Source organism: Mesorhizobium sp. CAU 1732 (assembly GCF_039888675.1).
Classification (GTDB): Bacteria; Pseudomonadota; Alphaproteobacteria; order Rhizobiales; family Rhizobiaceae; genus Aerobium.
Genome location: NZ_JBDQQR010000001.1, coordinates 2,360,835 through 2,377,668 on the forward strand (window position 1 = coordinate 2,360,835; position 16,834 = coordinate 2,377,668).

14 protein-coding genes are annotated in these 16,834 nt (G+C 62.3%); 7 read left to right on the forward strand and 7 right to left on the reverse strand.

Going from position 1 to position 16,834, the window contains the following annotated elements; genetic code table 11:
* The first annotated feature begins 36 nt into the window (after positions 1 to 36).
* From AAFN55_RS11610 to AAFN55_RS11630, 5 genes are all read left to right on the forward strand, one after another.
* Complete coding sequence (locus AAFN55_RS11610; protein ID WP_347798988.1) at positions 37 to 1,590, forward strand: ABC transporter ATP-binding protein; 1,554 nt, start codon at positions 37 to 39, stop codon at positions 1,588 to 1,590.
* Positions 1,590 to 2,687 (forward strand): ABC transporter permease, encoded by a 1,098-nt coding sequence (locus AAFN55_RS11615; RefSeq protein WP_347798989.1) that lies wholly within the window; start codon positions 1,590 to 1,592, stop codon positions 2,685 to 2,687. Before AAFN55_RS11610 ends, AAFN55_RS11615 begins: the two co-directional genes overlap by 1 nt.
* Positions 2,680 to 3,594, forward strand: coding sequence for an ABC transporter permease (locus AAFN55_RS11620; RefSeq protein WP_347798990.1), 915 nt, complete (start codon positions 2,680 to 2,682; stop codon positions 3,592 to 3,594). The genes AAFN55_RS11615 and AAFN55_RS11620 overlap by 8 nt, the downstream gene beginning before the upstream one ends.
* Positions 3,595 to 3,651: 57 nt before the next feature.
* Positions 3,652 to 4,722 carry a BMP family ABC transporter substrate-binding protein gene (locus tag AAFN55_RS11625; protein WP_347798991.1) on the forward strand — a complete coding sequence of 357 codons (1,071 nt, stop codon included), beginning with the start codon at positions 3,652 to 3,654 and terminating at the stop codon, positions 4,720 to 4,722.
* 136 nt (positions 4,723 to 4,858) lie between these two features.
* Entirely contained in the window at positions 4,859 to 5,506 is a 648-nt protein-coding gene (locus tag AAFN55_RS11630) for a glutathione S-transferase (protein WP_347798992.1), read from the forward strand.
* Here the strand turns inward: AAFN55_RS11630 and rimO are convergent, their stop codons facing one another.
* From rimO to chvE, 7 genes are all read right to left on the reverse strand, one after another.
* Positions 5,507 to 6,820 carry a 30S ribosomal protein S12 methylthiotransferase RimO gene (gene rimO, locus AAFN55_RS11635; protein ID WP_347798993.1) on the reverse strand — a complete coding sequence of 438 codons (1,314 nt, stop codon included), beginning with the start codon at positions 6,818 to 6,820 and terminating at the stop codon, positions 5,507 to 5,509.
* Positions 6,821 to 6,932: 112 nt separating this feature from the next.
* A complete protein-coding gene (locus AAFN55_RS11640) occupies positions 6,933 to 7,859 on the reverse strand; it encodes a Gfo/Idh/MocA family oxidoreductase (RefSeq protein ID WP_347798994.1) in 927 nt (308 codons plus the stop codon).
* The gene (gene araD, locus AAFN55_RS11645) at positions 7,846 to 9,588 is read right to left on the reverse strand and encodes an L-arabinonate dehydratase (RefSeq protein ID WP_347798995.1); all 1,743 of its coding nucleotides are present in this window, start codon (positions 9,586 to 9,588) and stop codon (positions 7,846 to 7,848) included. Before araD ends, AAFN55_RS11640 begins: the two co-directional genes overlap by 14 nt.
* Before the next feature lie 27 nt (positions 9,589 to 9,615).
* Entirely contained in the window at positions 9,616 to 10,620 is a 1,005-nt protein-coding gene (araD1, locus tag AAFN55_RS11650) for an AraD1 family protein (protein ID WP_347798996.1), read from the reverse strand.
* An 11-nt stretch (positions 10,621 to 10,631) separates the two neighbouring features.
* Positions 10,632 to 11,834 carry a multiple monosaccharide ABC transporter permease gene (gene mmsB, locus AAFN55_RS11655; protein WP_347798997.1) on the reverse strand — a complete coding sequence of 401 codons (1,203 nt, stop codon included), beginning with the start codon at positions 11,832 to 11,834 and terminating at the stop codon, positions 10,632 to 10,634.
* A 4-nt stretch (positions 11,835 to 11,838) separates the two neighbouring features.
* Complete coding sequence (mmsA, locus tag AAFN55_RS11660; protein ID WP_347800248.1) at positions 11,839 to 13,368, reverse strand: multiple monosaccharide ABC transporter ATP-binding protein; 1,530 nt, start codon at positions 13,366 to 13,368, stop codon at positions 11,839 to 11,841.
* 95 nt (positions 13,369 to 13,463) lie between these two features.
* Positions 13,464 to 14,531, reverse strand: a complete 1,068-nt coding sequence (chvE, locus tag AAFN55_RS11665) for a multiple monosaccharide ABC transporter substrate-binding protein (RefSeq protein WP_347798998.1) — start codon at positions 14,529 to 14,531, stop codon at positions 13,464 to 13,466.
* A gap of 141 nt (positions 14,532 to 14,672) precedes the next feature.
* Between chvE and AAFN55_RS11670 the strand changes: the two genes are divergently transcribed.
* Both AAFN55_RS11670 and ytfQ read left to right on the forward strand, forming a co-directional pair.
* Complete coding sequence (locus AAFN55_RS11670) at positions 14,673 to 15,665, forward strand: LysR family transcriptional regulator (protein ID WP_347798999.1); 993 nt, start codon at positions 14,673 to 14,675, stop codon at positions 15,663 to 15,665.
* 157 nt (positions 15,666 to 15,822) lie between these two features.
* Positions 15,823 to 16,731 (forward strand): galactofuranose ABC transporter, galactofuranose-binding protein YtfQ, encoded by a 909-nt coding sequence (gene ytfQ, locus AAFN55_RS11675; RefSeq protein ID WP_347800249.1) that lies wholly within the window; start codon positions 15,823 to 15,825, stop codon positions 16,729 to 16,731.
* Positions 16,732 to 16,834 lie beyond the last annotated feature (103 nt).

The following is a 16,834-nucleotide window of genomic DNA, read 5'->3' on the forward strand; positions in this document are numbered from 1 at the left end:
ATCTGACTCAATGGGGGCGTAGTGGACGAAACACGCGTGACTCCGCGTCGCGATCTGCTCGATGTTCGCGGCCTGACGAAGATATTCGGCACGCTGAAGGCCTGCGACTCGATCGACCTGACGATCGAGAAGGGCGAAATCCATGCGTTGCTGGGCGAGAACGGCGCCGGCAAGTCGACGCTGGTCAAGATGCTGTTCGGTTCGCTCGAACCCGCGTCCGGCGACATCGTCTGGAAGGGCGAGACGGTCACGATTTCAAGCCCCGCCCAGGCACGCAAGCTCGGCATCGGCATGGTTTTCCAGCACTTCTCCTTGTTCGAGGCGCTGACTGCCGCCGAGAACATCATGCTCTCGCTCGACGACGATACGACGATCAACGAGATCGCCGCGCGCGCACGGCAGCTTTCCGTCACCTACGGGCTCCCGCTCGATCCTTATGCGCTGGTGGGGGACCTTTCGGTCGGCGAGCGCCAGCGCATCGAGATCATCCGCTGCCTTCTGCAGGAACCCGAGCTGATCATCCTGGACGAGCCGACGTCTGTGCTGACGCCGCAGGAGGCCGACAAGCTTTTCGAAACGCTCGAAAGGCTTCGTTCGGAAGGAAAATCAATCCTTTACATCTCGCACCGTCTGGAAGAGGTGAAGCGGCTTTGCGATCGCGCGACCGTGCTGCGGCATGGCAAGGTTGTGGATCACTGCGATCCGCGCAAGGAGACGGCGGCCTCGCTCGCCCGCATGATGGTGGGCAATGAGGTGCAGCAGGTCCACCGCGAGGCTCCCGTCACCAGCGAGCGGACCCCGATGCTGGAAATTCGCGGCCTGACCCGCCCGCCGGCGACGCCTTTCTCCATCCCGCTGCGCGACATCCGGCTGACGGTGAATGCGGGCGAAGTGGTCGGGATCGCGGGCGTTGCCGGAAACGGCCAGGGTGAGTTCTTCGAAGCGGTATCCGGCGAGGCGATCCAGGCAAAAGCCGACGTGATCCGGTTTCGCGGCAAGGATGCGGGAAAGCTGACGATCACGCAGCGCAGGCTGCTTGGCGCAGCCTTTGTCCCCGAAGAGCGGATCGGTCATGGCGCCGCGCCGCGCATGCGCCTGTCGGAGAACCTGCTGCTGTCGCGCTTCAAGACGGACGCCAAGGCATTTCTCGGCGGGATGGGGTTGATCCGCACCGCCGCGCTGTCTTCCGCCGCCAAGCGCATTTCGTCCGACATGGACGTGCGCAAGAGTGCCGAAGATCCAGAGGCGGCGGCGTTGTCGGGCGGAAACCTCCAGAAATTCATCGTCGGACGGGAACTCGATCGCAAACCGGTCGTGATGGTGGTCAACCAGCCGACCTGGGGCGTTGACGCAGGGGCGGCGGCACATATCAGGCAGGCCCTCATCGACCTCGCGCGCTCCGGCTCGGCGGTGCTGGTGATCAGCCAGGATCTGGACGAACTCTTCGAGATGTCCGACGCCATCGCCGTGATGCACGATGGGCAACTCTCGTCGCCCATTCCAGTTGCGGAAGCCACGCTCGAGCGGATCGGCCTGTTGATGGGCGGAGCCGGCGGGGCGGGTATGGCGCACAAGGACCAGGCAGCCTGATGCGTCTCGAAATCGTCAAGCGTCCGCAACAATCCAGGCTCTTCAGCGCGCTTTCGCCGTTCCTCGCATTCGGTCTGACGATCATCGCAGGCGCGATCCTGTTCATGCTGCTTGGCAAGAACCCCGCGACGACGCTCTACTACTACTTCATCGATCCGCTGATGGAGGAGTGGTCGCTGCATGAACTGGCGATCAAGGCAGCGCCTTTGATCCTGATCGCGGTCGGTCTTTCGGTCTGCTTCCTGTCGAACAACTGGAACATCGGCGCCGAAGGCCAGTTCATCATCGGCGCGGTGGTGGGCTCGACGCTCCCGGTCCTCTTTCCCGATTTCCAAGGCTGGTACGTCCTCCCGCTGATGATGCTGATGGGCATTGCGGGCGGTGCTGCCTACGCCGCAATTCCGGCGTTTCTCAAGGTGCGATTCAACACCAACGAAATCCTGACGAGCCTGATGCTTGTCTATGTGGCGCAGCTCTTCCTCGACTGGCTGGTGCGAGGCCCGTGGCGCAATCCGGAAGGGTTTAATTTCCCGGAGACCCGGACGTTCCACGACTATGCGATCCTGCCGGAAATCTGGTCGGCATCGGGCCGCGCGCATTGGGGTTTCGTCTTTGCGTTGGTGCTGGCCGTCGTCGTCTGGTTCATGCTGTCGAAGACGCTGAAGGGCTTCGAGGTCAAGGTGATCGGCCAAAGCCCGCGGGCAGGGCGCTTTGCAGGCTTCTCCGCCGGGCGAATGGTGATCTTCGCGTTCCTTGTCTCAGGCGGCATGGCCGGTCTCGCGGGCATTGCCGAAGTATCCGGCGCGATCGGGCAGCTTCGCCCGACATTCTCGCCCGGCTACGGCTTCACCGCGATCATCGTGGCGTTTCTCGGGCGACTGAACCCGCTCGGCATCGTTGCGGCGGGCCTGGTTCTGGCACTCACCTATCTCGGCGGCGAGGCGGCGCAGATTTCGGTCGGCCTGTCGGACAAGGTGGTTCGCGCTTTCCAGGGCATGATCCTGTTCTTCGTGCTGGCCTGCGACACGCTCATTCACTACCAGATCCGGCTCGTGCGCCCGCACGCCAATGCGGCGGGGGAGACCTCCCATGTATGAGGCGATTTTCATCACCATCGCCACCGCCGCGACCCCGCTGCTGATCGCGGCCATGGGCGAACTGGTGACCGAACGCTCCGGCGTCCTCAATCTGGGCGTCGAAGGCATGATGATCATGGGCGCGGTGACGGGCTTCGGCGTCGCGCTTGCGACCGGTTCGGCATGGCTCGGCGTCTTCGCCGCGATCCTCGTCGGCGCGCTGTTTTCGCTGCTCTTCGCGTTCCTGACATTGACGCTGGTGACCAATCAGGTGGCGACGGGTCTGGCGCTCACGCTTCTCGGCCTGGGGCTGTCGGCCATGATCGGCGAAGGCTTCGTCGGGCTGCCCGGTGTGCGCATGGCGTCCCTCTACATCCCGTATCTGACGGACCTGCCCTATGTCGGGCGAATGCTCTTTGGCCAGGATCCGATCTTCTACATATCTCTGCTCCTCACCGCCGGCGTGGCGTGGTTCCTGTTCTACACGCGCGCGGGGCTGACGCTGCGCTCGGTGGGCGACAACCACGCATCCGCCCATGCGCTCGGCATCAACGTCATCGGCATCCGCTATCTCGCGGTGATGTTCGGCGGCGCCTGTTCGGGGTTGGCGGGGGCGTATCTCGCTCTCGTCTACGTGCCGCAATGGGTGGAAGGCATGAGTGCCGGCCGTGGATGGATCGCGCTGGCGCTGGTCGTCTTCGCGTCGTGGCGGCCGTGGCGCGTTCTGGCGGGAGCCTACCTCTTCGGTGCGGTGACGATCGGGCAGCTTCATGCGCAGGCGCTGGGCTGGCCGATTCCTTCTCAACTGCTTTCTGCGCTTCCCTATCTGGCGACCATTATCGTTCTCGTTCTAATTTCGCGGAACAGGCGACTGACATTGGTGAACACACCGGCATCTCTGGGGCGGCCGTTTGTTCCTGATCGCTAGTCAAGAATCACAAGATGGGATGAGCCCCCTTCGAAATCTCAACAGAGGAAGAACACAATGAAAAAACTGCTCTTTGCCCTGGCCGCTTCGGCAGCGATCCTGCTGCCCGGCGCCGCCAGCGCGCAGGACAAGACCAAGGCCTGCTGGATCTATATCGGCCCGACAGGCGATTTCGGCTGGTCCTACCAGCATCATCAGGGCCTGCTCGAAGTTGAGGAGACGCTCGGCGATGCCGTCGAGACCTCCTATCTGGAAAGCGTGCCGGAAAGCGCCGACGCCGAGCGCTCGCTCGAGCGCCTCGCGCGATCGGGTTGCGACATCATCTTCACGACGTCCTTCGGCTACATGGACCCGACCAACAAGGTCGCCGGCAAATTTCCGGATGTGAAGTTCGAGCACGCGACCGGTTACAAGCGTGAACATGCGAACGTCTCGACCTACAATTCCAAGTTCCACGAAGGCCGCTACGTACAGGGCGTGATCGCCGCGAAGATGTCGGAAAAGGGCGTGGCGGGCTACATCGCTTCCTTCCCGATCCCGGAAGTCGTCATGGGTATCAACGCGTTCGTGCTCGGCGCGCAGTCGGTGAACCCAGACTTCAAGGTCAAGGTGGTGTGGGCGAACACCTGGTTCGATCCCGGCAAGGAAGCGGACGCAGCCAAGGCGCTGATCGACCAGGGCGTCGATATCATCACGCAGCACACCGACTCGACCGGCCCGATGCAGGTCGCGGCCGAGCGCGGAATCAAGGCGTTCGGCCAGGCTTCGGACATGATCAAGTTCGGTCCGGAAACCCAGTTGACCTCGATCATCGACGATTGGGGCCCGTATTACGTCGAGCGCGTGAAGGCGGTCATCGACGGTACGTGGGAACAGCACGATGTCTGGGGCGGAATGGCCGAAGGCCACGTCGTGATGGCACCCTACCTGAACATGCCCGACGACGTGAAGAAGCTCGCCGAAGAGACCGAGGCGAAGATCAAGTCCGGCGAGTTCAACCCCTTCACCGGACCGATCAAGAAGCAGGACGGAACCGAATGGCTGAAGGACGGCGAAGTCGCCGAGGACGGCGTTCTGCTCGGCCTGAACTTCTATGTCGAAGGCGTGGACGACCAGTTGCCGCAGTAAGTTTGCGAGATAGCGAAATCGAGATGGGCGCCCACGTGGCGCCCTTCTTTTTTGCGCAACGGTCCCGTTTCTCCTGACAGTTTGCTGTCAGGAGCCGCCTGCTACAGTTCCTCAAGATCAAGAGAGGATACTGGTCATGCTCAAATTCTATCACGCCCCGTGGTCGCGCTCGTCGGGGATCTTGTGGCTTCTAGAGGAGCTTGGCGCCGACTATGACCTCGTCGAGATCGATATCCGTCAGGAGGGCGGCGTTCCCGAAGAGTACAGGCTTATCCAGCCAAGCAAGAAGGTGCCGGCGATCGAGCATGACGGCGTCGTCATCACCGAGCGGGCCGCCATCACCACCTATCTCGCCGACGCCTTCCCGAATGCGGAGCTTGCGCCGAAGATCGGCGATCCGATGCGTGGTCCGTACCTCACCATGCTGGTCTATTGTGACGCGGTCTTCGATCCGGCTCTGTCAGCGCAGGTGCAGGGCTGGACATACGAAAGCAATCGCTTTTCGTTCGGCCTCGCCGAGGAAGCGATCGACTATCTCGACCGCGTGCTGACGGAGCGGCCCTTTGCGGCCGGCGACCGCTTCACGGCTGCCGACACGCAACTCGCGTCCGGGATCGGCTACACGATGGACATGATGAAAGCGCTGCCCGAACGCCCCTCGTTCCGCGCCTATATGGACCGCGTGAAGGACCGCCCGGCCAATCTTCGTGCCGCCGGCAAAGACCAGGACATGGCGATGAAGACGCCGTTCTTCCAGAAGCAGTTCGCCGGGCAGGCGGGCTGATCAGACGGCAGTCCCGTAGAGGTCGTAGGCATCGGCGCGGTCGATCTTGACCGTGACGATGTCACCGACCTTGAGCGGCCTGCGGGAATCGAAATGGACGTTGCCGTCGATCTCGGGCGCGTCGTATTTGGTGCGGCCCTTGGCCGACAAGCCGTTCGCTTCATCGATGATGACGGGCAGGCGCTTGCCGACCTTCTTCTTCAGGAGTGACGCGGATACCTTTTGCTGGCGCTCCATGAAGCGGCGCCAGCGCACGTCCTTGATCTCCTCGGGCACTTCGGCAAGGCCGAGATCGTTGGACCGCGCACCCTTCACTGGCTCGTATTTGAAGCAACCGGCACGGTCGATCTTCGCGTCATCGGTCCAGTCGAGGAGCATCTCGAAATCATCCTCGGTCTCACCGGGAAATCCGACGATGAACGTGGAACGTAGGGCCAGATCGGGACAGACCTCGCGCCAGGCGCGGACGCGATCCAGTGTCTTTTCCTGATGGGCGGGGCGGCGCATCGATTTCAGAACCGACGGCGAAGCGTGCTGGAAGGGAATATCGAGGTAGGGCAGGATCTTGCCGTCGGCCATCAGCGGGATCACCTCGTCGACATGGGGGTAGGGGTAGACGTAGTGCATGCGCACCCACACACCCATGTCACCCAGTTCTTTGGACAGGTCGTAGAATTTCGCGCGGACGTCGCGATCCTGCCACTGGCTGGTCTGGTACTTGATATCGACGCCATAGGCCGACGTGTCCTGCGAGATGACGAGGATTTCCTTGACGCCGGCATTCACCAGCTTTTCCGCCTCGCGCAGCACGTCGCCGACAGGTCGTGACACCAAATCACCCCGTAGTGCCGGGATGATGCAGAACGAGCAGCGGTTGTTGCAGCCCTCCGAAATCTTCAGATAGGCGTAGTGACGTGGCGTCAGCTTCACGCCCTGTGGCGGGATCAGGTCCAGATAGGGTTCGTGCATGGGCGGTGCGGCCTCATGGACCGCGCTCATCACACTTTCATAGGCCTGAGGGCCGGTGATCGCGAGCACGTTGGGATGCTTGGCGCGAATGACGTCCGGCTCGGCACCAAGGCAGCCGGTGACGATGACGCGGCCGTTCTCCGACATCGCGGAGCCGATCGCCTGCAGCGACTCGTCGCGCGCCGAATCCAGAAAACCGCAGGTGTTCACCACCACAAGATCCGCGCCATCGTGCTTGCGGGATATCTCGTAGCCCTCGGCTCGAAGGCGCGTGATGATGCGCTCGGAATCCACCAGGGCCTTCGGACAACCGAGACTCACAAAGCTGACGCGGGGTGCGGACATAAAGGCTGAACTCTTTTGGGAACAGGAGAATGCGCGCGCCATAGCATGAAAGGCCGCCCGGGCAAATCGAGCTGGCCAACACATCGATGAATTGCGGCTATTTGGGCCGAAGCTACATATCGAAGCGGTCCGCCACCACGCGCCGGCCGAACATGAAGGCGTCGGCGACGTGAATCAGCGGGGCGATGTCCGCCTCGCTCTCGCCCCGCGCGATCAGGTCTGCGAAACGTGCGTAGAGCCCGTCATACTCCCGGTCCTCGCCTTTGGAGACGAGCTTTCCGTCGATTGCGAGTTCCGCCCCGCCTGACGACAATTTCAGTGTCCCGGCGTCGGTTTCGATGGTGATGTCCCATGTCTGAGGCCCGGTCTGGCGCCAGTCGAAATCGGCCGTCATCGCCGCTCCCTGATGATCGGCGAAATCGATGCGGGCTGCGATCGGCGCGTCGCGGCCCTCGGGAAAATCGAGTTCCGCAGCAATGACGTGGACCGGGTGGGGCATGATCTCAGTCAGGATCGACAGGGCGTTGATGCCGGGATCGAAGACGCCGAGCCCGCCCGGCTGCCAGATCCACTCCTGGCCGGGATGCCAGCGGCGGACATCCTCCTTCCAGACGATGCTTACGGACGTGATCGAACGCGACGCAAGCCAGGCCTTCGCCTCGGGCACGGCATGGGCGAAGCGTGAATGCCAGGTGGCGAAAAGCGTCAGATTCTTGTCTTCGGCCAGGCGGGTGAGCGCCTGAACTTCCGCGATGGTCGCGCCGGGCGGCTTTTCCAGCATGACGTGCTTGCCGGCGGACAGTGCAGCCCACGCCGCTGCGAAACGCGATTGGGGCGGCATGCAGAGCGCAACCGCAGCGATGTCGGGGCGAGCCGCCAGCAACGCATCGATCGTCTCGAAAGTCTCGACGCCGTCGACCTTTGCGTTGCGGCTGACCGCGGCGGCAAGGCGGAACGCGTCGGATCGCCCGATGGATGGCAAATGCTGGTCGCGCGCGATCTTGCCGACGCCGACGATTGCAATGTCAGTGACTGTCACGGGGCACGGCCTTTCCACGGTGGCCTTTCAGGAAGTCGAAATCCGCGCCGGTGTCCGCACCTTGCACATGGGCGTGGAACAGCTTGGCGTAACCGCCGGCCGGCTCCTCGACGGGCGATGCCCACTGCGCCAGTCGATCTGCGATCTCCGCTTCGGGCACATCCAGATGCAGCTTGCGGTTGGGCACATCCACTTCGATGAAATCGCCCGTTCGAACGATCGCCAGCGGCCCGCCGACAGCGGCTTCGGGCGACGTGTGCAGGATTACGGTCCCGTAAGCGGTGCCTGACATCCGCGCATCGGAAATGCGCACCATGTCCTTGATGCCCTTTTTCAGCACCTTCGGCGGCAAGCCCATATTCCCGACCTCGGGCATGCCCGGATAACCCTTCGGCCCGCAGTTCTTCATGACCATGACGCAGGTCTCGTCGATATCGAGCGCATCGTCATTGATCCGGGCCTTGTAGTCGTCGATGTCCTCGAAAACGACGGCGCGGCCGCGATGCGTAAGGAGATGCGGGCTCGCGGCGGAGGGCTTCAGCACCGCGCCATTCGGCGCCAGATTGCCCTTGAGGACGGCAATTCCGCCATGCTGTGTCAGCGCCTTTTCGACCGGCAGGATCACGTCCGCGTTCCAGTTGCGCGCATCCTTGACCTCGTCCCAGACGGTTTCGCCGGACACCGTGATCGTATCGCGGTTCAGCAACCCGGCTTCCCCGAGATGCTTGATGACCACCGGCAACCCACCCGCATAAAAGAATTCCTCCATCAGGTACTGTCCGGAGGGCATCAAATTGACGATCGTGGGGATATCCCGGCCGAGCCGGTCCCAATCGTCCAGCGTCAGGTCCACGCCGACGCGTCCAGCGATCGCAAGCAGGTGGATAACCGCGTTCGTCGAGCCGCCGATCGCTCCATTGGTGCGGATCGCATTCTCGAAGGCGGGCTTGGTCATGATGTCGGACGGTTTCAGGTCGTCCTTGACCATCTGGACGATCCGCCGGCCAGTCAGATGCGCCATCACGCGCCGACGGCTGTCGACCGCCGGGATCGCCGCGTTGCCGGAGAGCGCCATGCCGAGCGCTTCGGTCATCGACGCCATCGTCGATGCCGTGCCCATCGTGTTGCACGAACCGGGACTGCGCGACATGGCCTGTTCGGCGTCCAGGAAATCCTCCGTGCTCATCTTGCCGGCCTTGATGTCTTCCGACATCTGCCAGAGCGCGGTGCCGGAGCCGACGCGGTTGCCGCGGAACCAGCCATTGAGCATCGGACCGCCGGACACGGCAATGGCCGGAATGTCGACGCTTGCCGCGCCCATCAAAAGCGCCGGCGTGGTCTTGTCGCAGCCGACGAGCAGCACGACACCGTCGAGCGGATTGGCGCGTAACGCTTCCTCGACATCCATCGCCGCGAGGTTTCGATACATCATGGCGGACGGGCGCAGCGAGCTTTCGCCCGTGGAGAAGACCGGGAATTCAACCGGCAGGCCGCCCGCCTCGTAGATGCCGTGCTTCACCCGTTGGGCCAGATCACGCAGATGCGCGTTGCACGGCGTGAGTTCCGACCACGTGTTGCAGATGCCGATCACCGGCCGGCCGTCGAACAGATCGGCGGGCAGTCCCTGGTTCTTCATCCAGGAGCGATGGTAGATGTGGTCGCGCGACGTGCCGCCATACCATTCGTGAGAACGGAGCTTTCGCGGCCAGTCGGCCTTCTGGAATGTCATGTCTGAAAAGCCTCTGGGCGCGCCCGATCAGAGCGCATGAACTGCAACGCGGCTCGACTGGTGAGCCGTATTTTCAACGGCAAGGGGGTTGCGGAGCGGGAGGCCGAAGCCCGGCGCCTCGATTTCGAATTCGTCACCCGGCTCGGTCCTGATGCCATCGGCGAACGACAAGGTGGCGGTGCCGAACATGTGGACGTGGACATCGCCCGGCTGGCGAAACAACCCGTATTTGAAATGGTGGTGTTCGAGGTTGGCGATCGAATGCGACATGTTCGCTTCGCCCGACAGGAATGGCTTCTCGAAGATCACCTTGCCGGTGCGCCTGATGCGCGACGTGCCGCGAATGTCTTCGGGCAGGGCGCCAATGCGGATTTCCGGGCCGAACGATGCCGGACGCAACTTCGAGTGCGCCAGATAGAGATAGTTCTGCCGCTCCATGACGTGGTCGGAGAATTCGTTGGATAGCGCAAAGCCGAGACGGAACGGCGTGCCGTCCGCACCGATAACGTAGATGCCGGCAATCTCCGGCTCCTCTCCGGCATCATCCGCGAAGGCGGGTGAAGACAGGGCGGCTCCGGGCGCGGCCACGGTCGCCCCGTTTCCCTTGTAGAACCACTCTGGCTGCACGCCCGCCGTCCCATTTTCGGGCTTGCCTCTTTCCAGCCCCATGCGGAACATCCGCATGGAATCCGTCAGGCTCTCCTCCGCCTGCGTGGCTTTCTGGTGCATCGCGTCGCGTGTCGCGGCCGAGCCAAGATGCGTGAGCCCGGTCCCGGTCAGGTGCAGATGGGCCGGATCCGGGTGATGAATCGGCGACAGCAATCGCCCTTCCTCATATGCCTGTTCGAGATCGACGGCCGCGCCGAAGCCGAGGCTTCCGATGTGTTTCGCTAGGCTGGCGCCCTGCGTATCCGAGCAGTGAAGCGCAAGCGCGTAGACGCTCGCAGCCCCCCTCACTTCGTAGGCTTCCTTGCCTTCGCGTGCGACGACGGCGATCGTGCCGTCCGGTTTCCTGATCTGGGAGAGCAGCATTCGTCCGGTCCTCACGCCTTGTTCTTGTTGTAGACATCGAAGATCACGGCCGCGAGCAGCACGAGACCCTTGATGACCTGCTGGTAGTCGATGCCGATCCCGAGGATCGACATGCCGTTGTTCATCACGCCCATGATGAAGGCACCGATGACCGCGCCGACGATCGTGCCCACGCCGCCCGACATGGACGCGCCGCCGATAAAGACGGCCGCGATCACGTCGAGCTCGAACGACAGGCCGGCTTTCGGGGTAGCGGTGTTGAGACGGGCCGCGAAGACGAGGCCGGCCAGCGCCGCAAGCATGCCCATATTGGCGAAGGTCAGGAAGACGAGCCGTTCCGTGCGGATGCCCGAAAGCTTCGCGGCCTTCTCGTTGCCGCCGATCGCATAGATGCGCCGGCCGATCGTCGTGCGATTGGCAACGAAGGAATAGACCGCGATCAGGAGCGCCATGACGATGAAGACGTTCGGCAGACCACGGAACGACGCCATGAGATAGCTCATGTAGACGAGCGCCACGAAGATGAGGGCATTCTTGACCGCGAAGATCGCGAAGGGTTCTTCCACGATGCCGCGCTTCTGCTCCTGCCGTCTGCCGCGCACGGCGAGATAGAGCAGCAGCGTGGCAACAGCGATGCCCGCGACGAGCGAGAAGATGTTGATGCCGTCACCGCCAAAGATATCCGGCACGAAGCCCGACGCGATGAGCTGGAAGGTCGGCGGGAACGGACCGACGGACTGCCCGGCGAGCATCCACAAAGTCAGGCCCTTGAAGACCAGCATGCCCGCAAGCGTCACGATGAAGGACGGTATCTTGTAGTAGGCGATCCAGAAGCCTTGTGCCGCACCGATCGCCGCGCCGACGGCGAGACACAGGATCGCCGCGACGACGAAATTCATGTTCCATTGCACGATCATGACGGCGGCAAGCGCGCCGACGAAGCCGAGCACCGAGCCTACCGACAGGTCGATGTGACCCGACACGATGACCAGCAGCATGCCCACCGCCATGATGACGATGTAGCTGTTCTGGAGGATCAGATTGGTGAGGTTCACCGGACGCAGGAGAATACCATTGGTGGCGAACTGGAAGAACGCCATGATCACCACGAGGGCGATCAGGATGCCGTATTCGCGCATGTTGTTGCGCAGGAAGTGCGTGCCGGAAATCCGGTGTGTCGTCTTTTCGGCACGGGGCGTGACGGTCTGATCCATAGGCCTATCCGCCTGCCTTGATGATCATCGACATGATCTTTTCCTGTGTTGCGGTTGCCGACGGCAATTCGCCGACGAAACGCCCCTTGTTCATGACGTAGAGGCGGTCGGTGATGCCGAGCAGTTCGGGCATTTCGGACGAGATGACGATCAGCGATTTGCCGGACGCCGCCAGGTCGCGGATGATCGTGTAGATCTCGAATTTGGCGCCGACATCGATGCCGCGCGTCGGTTCGTCGAGGATCAGGATGTTGGGGTCTGCGAACAGCCACTTCGACAGGACGACCTTCTGCTGGTTGCCGCCCGACAGATTGAGCGCGATCTGCTCGATCGACGAGCTCCTGATGTTGACGCGCTTGCGGTAGTCTTCCGCAATGACGCTCTCGCGGTGCTTGTCGATCACGCCGCCATTGGCGATCGCTTGAAGGTTGGCGAGCGGAACGTTGCGGCGGATCGTCTGGTCGAGCACCAGCCCGTAGGTCTTGCGGTCTTCGGTGGCGTAGGCAAGGCCCGCATCGATGGCGCGCGGAACGGTTGAGAGATCGACCTTATTGCCGCCGATGAAAGCCTCGCCGCTGATCGCTTTCCCGTAGGATCGGCCGAAAAGGCTCATGGCGAGTTCCGTGCGCCCGGCACCCATGAGACCGGCGATGCCAAGCACCTCGCCTTCTCGAAGCGTGAAGCTAACGTCGTCCACGACCTTGCGCTCGCCGTCGATGGGATGGTGGACCGTCCAGTTCCTGACTTCCATCACGGTCTTGCCGATCTTCGGCTCGCGCGGAGGATAGCGGTCGGAGAGGGGGCGTCCCACCATGTCGCGGATGATGTCGTCTTCGCGCACGACGCCGCCGACGCAATCGAGCGTGCTGACCGCCGTTCCGTCGCGCAGCACGGTAATCGTATCCGCAACCTTCGAAACCTCGTTGAGCTTGTGGGAAATCAGGATCGATGAAATCCCGCGTTCGCGCAGTTCCGCGAGAAGTTCGAGCAGCGCGTCGCTGTCGGTCTCGTTGAGCGACGACGTCGGTTCATCGAGGATGAGGAGTTTGACTTCCTTGGACAGCGCCTTGGCGATTTCGACGAGCTGTTGCTTGCCAAGGCCGAGATGCATCACCTTGGTTTCGGGCTTTTCCGTCAACCCGACGCGGGCGAGAAGCTCCGCGGTGCGCCGGTTGGTCTCGCGCCAGTCGATGACGCCGCGCGTCGCGCACTCGTTGCCGAGGAAGATGTTTTCGGCAATCGACAGGAGCGGTACGAGTGCGAGTTCCTGGTGGATGATGATGATGCCGTCGCGTTCGCTGTCCGCGATGCCCGAAAAGGCTTTCGTCTCGCCGTCATAGACGATGTCGCCGTCATATTTTCCGTGCGGGTAAACGCCGGAAAGAACCTTCATGAGCGTCGATTTGCCGGCGCCATTCTCGCCGACGAGCGCATGGATTTCGCCGCGCCTGACCTTGAAGCTCACATTGTCGAGCGCCTTCACACCGGGAAATTCCTTGGTGATGCCGCGCATTTCAAGAATGGTATTCATGATCGTCCGTGCCGTTCTCACAGCCTGTCTCAGCGCCGGCTATGGCGAAAGACAAGAATGGCGGGCGGGTCCGTGCCCACCCGCCAGTCGGGAAGAGGCTATTCGATCTGGTCGGCCTTGTAGTAGCCGCTGTCGACCAGCACCTCGCGCCAGTTCGCCTCGGTGACCGGTACCGGCTCGAGAAGATAGGACGGCACGATCTTCACGCCGTTGTTGTAGGTCTTCGTGTCGTTGATCTCCGGCTCGCCGTCGTTGAGAACGGCTTCCACCATGCCGACCGTGACACGGGCAAGCTCACGCGTATCCTTGAAGATCGTCGAATACTGCTCGCCGGCCAGGATCGACTTGACCGACGGCACTTCGGCGTCCTGGCCCGAGACGATCGGCATCTTCATGTCGCCGGACCCGTAGCCGACGCCCTTGAGCGAGGACAGAATGCCGATGGACAGGCCGTCATAGGGCGACAGCACGCCATGGACCTGATCGTCGGTGTAGTTGGCCGACAAAAGATTATCCATGCGTGCCTGGGCGACCGAGCCGTCCCAGCGCAAGGTGCCGACCGTCTGCATGCCGGTCTGTCCCGACTTGATGACAATATCGCCGGCGTCGATCATCGGCTGAAGCACCGACATGCCGCCATCGTAGAAGAAGAAGGCGTTGTTGTCGTCCGGCGAGCCGCCGAACAGCTCGACATTCCATGGTTTCACGTCAGGAAAGCGTTCCTTCAACCCGGCAACGAGCGTTTCGGCCTGCTGTACGCCGACCTTAAAGTTGTCGAACGTCGCGTAATAGTCGACATGCTCGCTGTCGCGGATCAGGCGGTCATAGGCGATGACCTCGATGCCCGCGGCATCGGCATTCGCGAGCGCGTTTGATAGGGTCGTGCCGTCGATCGCCGCGATGACGAGCACGTTCACACCCTTTGTGATCATGTTCTCGATCTGGGCGAGCTGGTTTGGAATGTCGTCTTCCGCATATTGCAGATCGGTCTCGTAGCCGGCTTCCTTGAACTGCTCGACCATCGAGTTGCCGTCGGAAATCCAGCGTGCCGACGATTGCGTGGGCATCGCGATGCCCACAAAGCCCTTGTCCTGAGCCATCACTGGCGACGACAGCAGGACAGCCGTCAATGCCGTCGCGCCGAGCGCGAGTTTGAAGAATTTCATGATTTCCTCCCAAAAGAATTGGCGGCCGATCCTCCACCGGCTTCACAAGCGATAGGGCTGGCCGATATGCCGGTCAAATTTGCTTTGACGAGACGGATATATCGCGATTGATATGTCGAAGCCGGTCTGGGAGTGAAAGCGATGCATGGCAGACATGAAATAGGCACCGATCTGGGGCGCGACCGCCTGCTTCGGAGGGGGCTTAAGCTGACACAGCTTCGGCTACTGGCGACGATCGCCGAGACTGGCCAGGTCAGCGCGGCTGCCATCCAGCTCGCGATCTCCCAGCCGGCGGCGTCCAGGATGCTCAGCGAGCTTGAAGGCATCGCCGGCGAAAAGCTCTATCTGCGGCATCCGCGTGGCATCGAACTGACCGAGGCCGGCGGCAAGTTGGCGGATTGGGCGCACAAGGTCCTGCGCGACCTCGACGCAGCGGACCGGGAAATCGGCGAGATGGGTGCCGGACAGCGCGGTCTTGTTTCCATCGGATCGGTGACCGGCCCGGCGCTCGAGATGGTGCTGCCGGTCCTGAGACAGATGCGGGTTACCCATCCCGGCATCACGGCCAATGTGGTGGTCGACACGAGCGACAAGCTGGCCGAACTGCTTCTGACCGAACGGCTCGATTTCTTCGTGGGCCGCGTCCCGCGCGACGTGGACCATACAGCGTTCGCCGCCCACGTGATCGGGCCCGAGCCTCTGGGGCTGATCGTTCGCGAGGAGCACCCGCTGATGCGCTATCAGGAGGTCACGCTCGATCAGTGCGTCGAATATGACTGGGTGTTGCAGGCGCCGGGCGGACTTCTTCGCCATACGGTCGAGACCTATCTTCTGGAGAAAGGCGTCCGTCTCCCGGCACGCGTCATGAGCACGTCGTCCATGCTGATGACGCTCGCCTTCATTTCGCGGTCGAACGCAATCGCGCCGATCGCGCGTTCGGTTGCCGAATTCTTCGGCGGAAGCGAGGGCCTGGACGGGCGTATCGCGATCCTGCCCGCGGCGGACGATCTGGCCGTCTCGCCCTATTCGATCCTGCGGCCTGTCGCGCGGCCACTCTCTCCCGCATCGCGTGTCTTTCACGACCAGATCAAGGCACTGGTCGAGACGAAAGCGTCGGAAGACCGTCAACTCTAGATGGAAAACCGTTCTGAACGGGTCAGCCGAAATACGAGTTTACAAAAATATTATAGTATGATTTTTTCTCCTCCGGGCCTGTTGCCCGCCTTTTGGGAGGAGAAACATGAACTCGAAATTTTGGATCGGCGCGGGCCTTCTCGCGTCGGTAGGCCTCATGTCGTCCGTAGCATCCGCGCAGACGATCGGCTTTTCTCAGATCGGATCGGAATCGGGCTGGCGCGCCGCCGAGACCACGCTGACGCGCTCGGAAGCCGAAAAACGCGGTATCGACCTTAAATTCGCCGACGCCCAGCAGAAGCAGGAAAACCAGATCAAGGCCCTGCGTTCGTTCATCGCGCAGGGTGTCGATGCGATCCTCATCGCGCCGGTCGTCGCGACGGGCTGGGATTCAGTCCTCAAGGAAGCGAAGGAAGCCGACATCCCCGTCGTGCTGCTCGACCGCATGGTCGATTCATCCGACGACCTCTATTTGACCGCGGTCGGCTCCGACCTCGTTCACGAAGGCAAGGTTGCCGGCGAATGGCTCGTCAGCGATGTCGGCGACAAGGAATGCAACGTCGTCGAACTTCAGGGCACGACCGGCTCGTCTCCCGCGATCGATCGCAAGAAGGGCTTCGAAGAGGGCATCGCCGGCCATGACAACATCAAGATCGTGCGCAGCCAGACGGGCGACTTCACACGCGCCAAGGGCAAGGAAGTCATGGAAAGCTTCCTGAAGGCCGAGGGCGGCGGCAAGAACATCTGCGCGCTTTACGCCCACAATGACGACATGGCCGTCGGCGCGATCCAGGCAATCAAGGAAGCAGGCCTGAAGCCTGGCACCGACATCAAGGTCGTCTCGATCGATGCCGTGCCGGACATCTTCCAGGCCATGGCCGCCGGCGAGGCGAATGCCACCGTCGAACTGACGCCGAACATGGCCGGTCCGGCCTTCGATGCGCTGGAGAAGTTCATGGCCGACGGCACCATGCCTCCGAAATTCATCCAGACGGAATCGAAACTCTACACGCAGGCCGATGACCCGGCTGCGGTCTATGAGGAGAAGAAGGGCCTCGGCTACTGATATCCCGATGCCGGCGGCGTATTCGTCGCCGGCATCACCCCTCGCGAATGGGCGCTGCAAGGCATCCGCGTCGCGCGAAAACCATCAGACCAAGTCGAGACAA

Excerpts from the sequence above, each read along its gene's own strand:
- ytfQ (WP_347800249.1), top strand. The coding sequence starts at position 15,823 with ATGTCGTCCGTAGCATCCGCGCAGACGATCGGCTTTTCTCAGATCGGA.
- mmsB (WP_347798997.1), bottom strand. The coding sequence starts at position 11,834 with ATGGATCAGACCGTCACGCCCCGTGCCGAAAAGACGACACACCGGATT.
- chvE (WP_347798998.1), bottom strand. The coding sequence starts at position 14,531 with ATGAAATTCTTCAAACTCGCGCTCGGCGCGACGGCATTGACGGCTGTC.
- AAFN55_RS11615 (WP_347798989.1), top strand. The coding sequence starts at position 1,590 with ATGCGTCTCGAAATCGTCAAGCGTCCGCAACAATCCAGGCTCTTCAGC.
- araD1 (WP_347798996.1), bottom strand. The coding sequence starts at position 10,620 with ATGCTGCTCTCCCAGATCAGGAAACCGGACGGCACGATCGCCGTCGTC.
- AAFN55_RS11620 (WP_347798990.1), top strand. The coding sequence starts at position 2,680 with ATGTATGAGGCGATTTTCATCACCATCGCCACCGCCGCGACCCCGCTG.
- AAFN55_RS11625 (WP_347798991.1), top strand. The coding sequence starts at position 3,652 with ATGAAAAAACTGCTCTTTGCCCTGGCCGCTTCGGCAGCGATCCTGCTG.
- araD (WP_347798995.1), bottom strand. The coding sequence starts at position 9,588 with ATGACATTCCAGAAGGCCGACTGGCCGCGAAAGCTCCGTTCTCACGAA.
- rimO (WP_347798993.1), bottom strand. The coding sequence starts at position 6,820 with ATGTCCGCACCCCGCGTCAGCTTTGTGAGTCTCGGTTGTCCGAAGGCC.
- AAFN55_RS11630 (WP_347798992.1), top strand. The coding sequence starts at position 4,859 with ATGCTCAAATTCTATCACGCCCCGTGGTCGCGCTCGTCGGGGATCTTG.
- AAFN55_RS11670 (WP_347798999.1), top strand. The coding sequence starts at position 14,673 with ATGCATGGCAGACATGAAATAGGCACCGATCTGGGGCGCGACCGCCTG.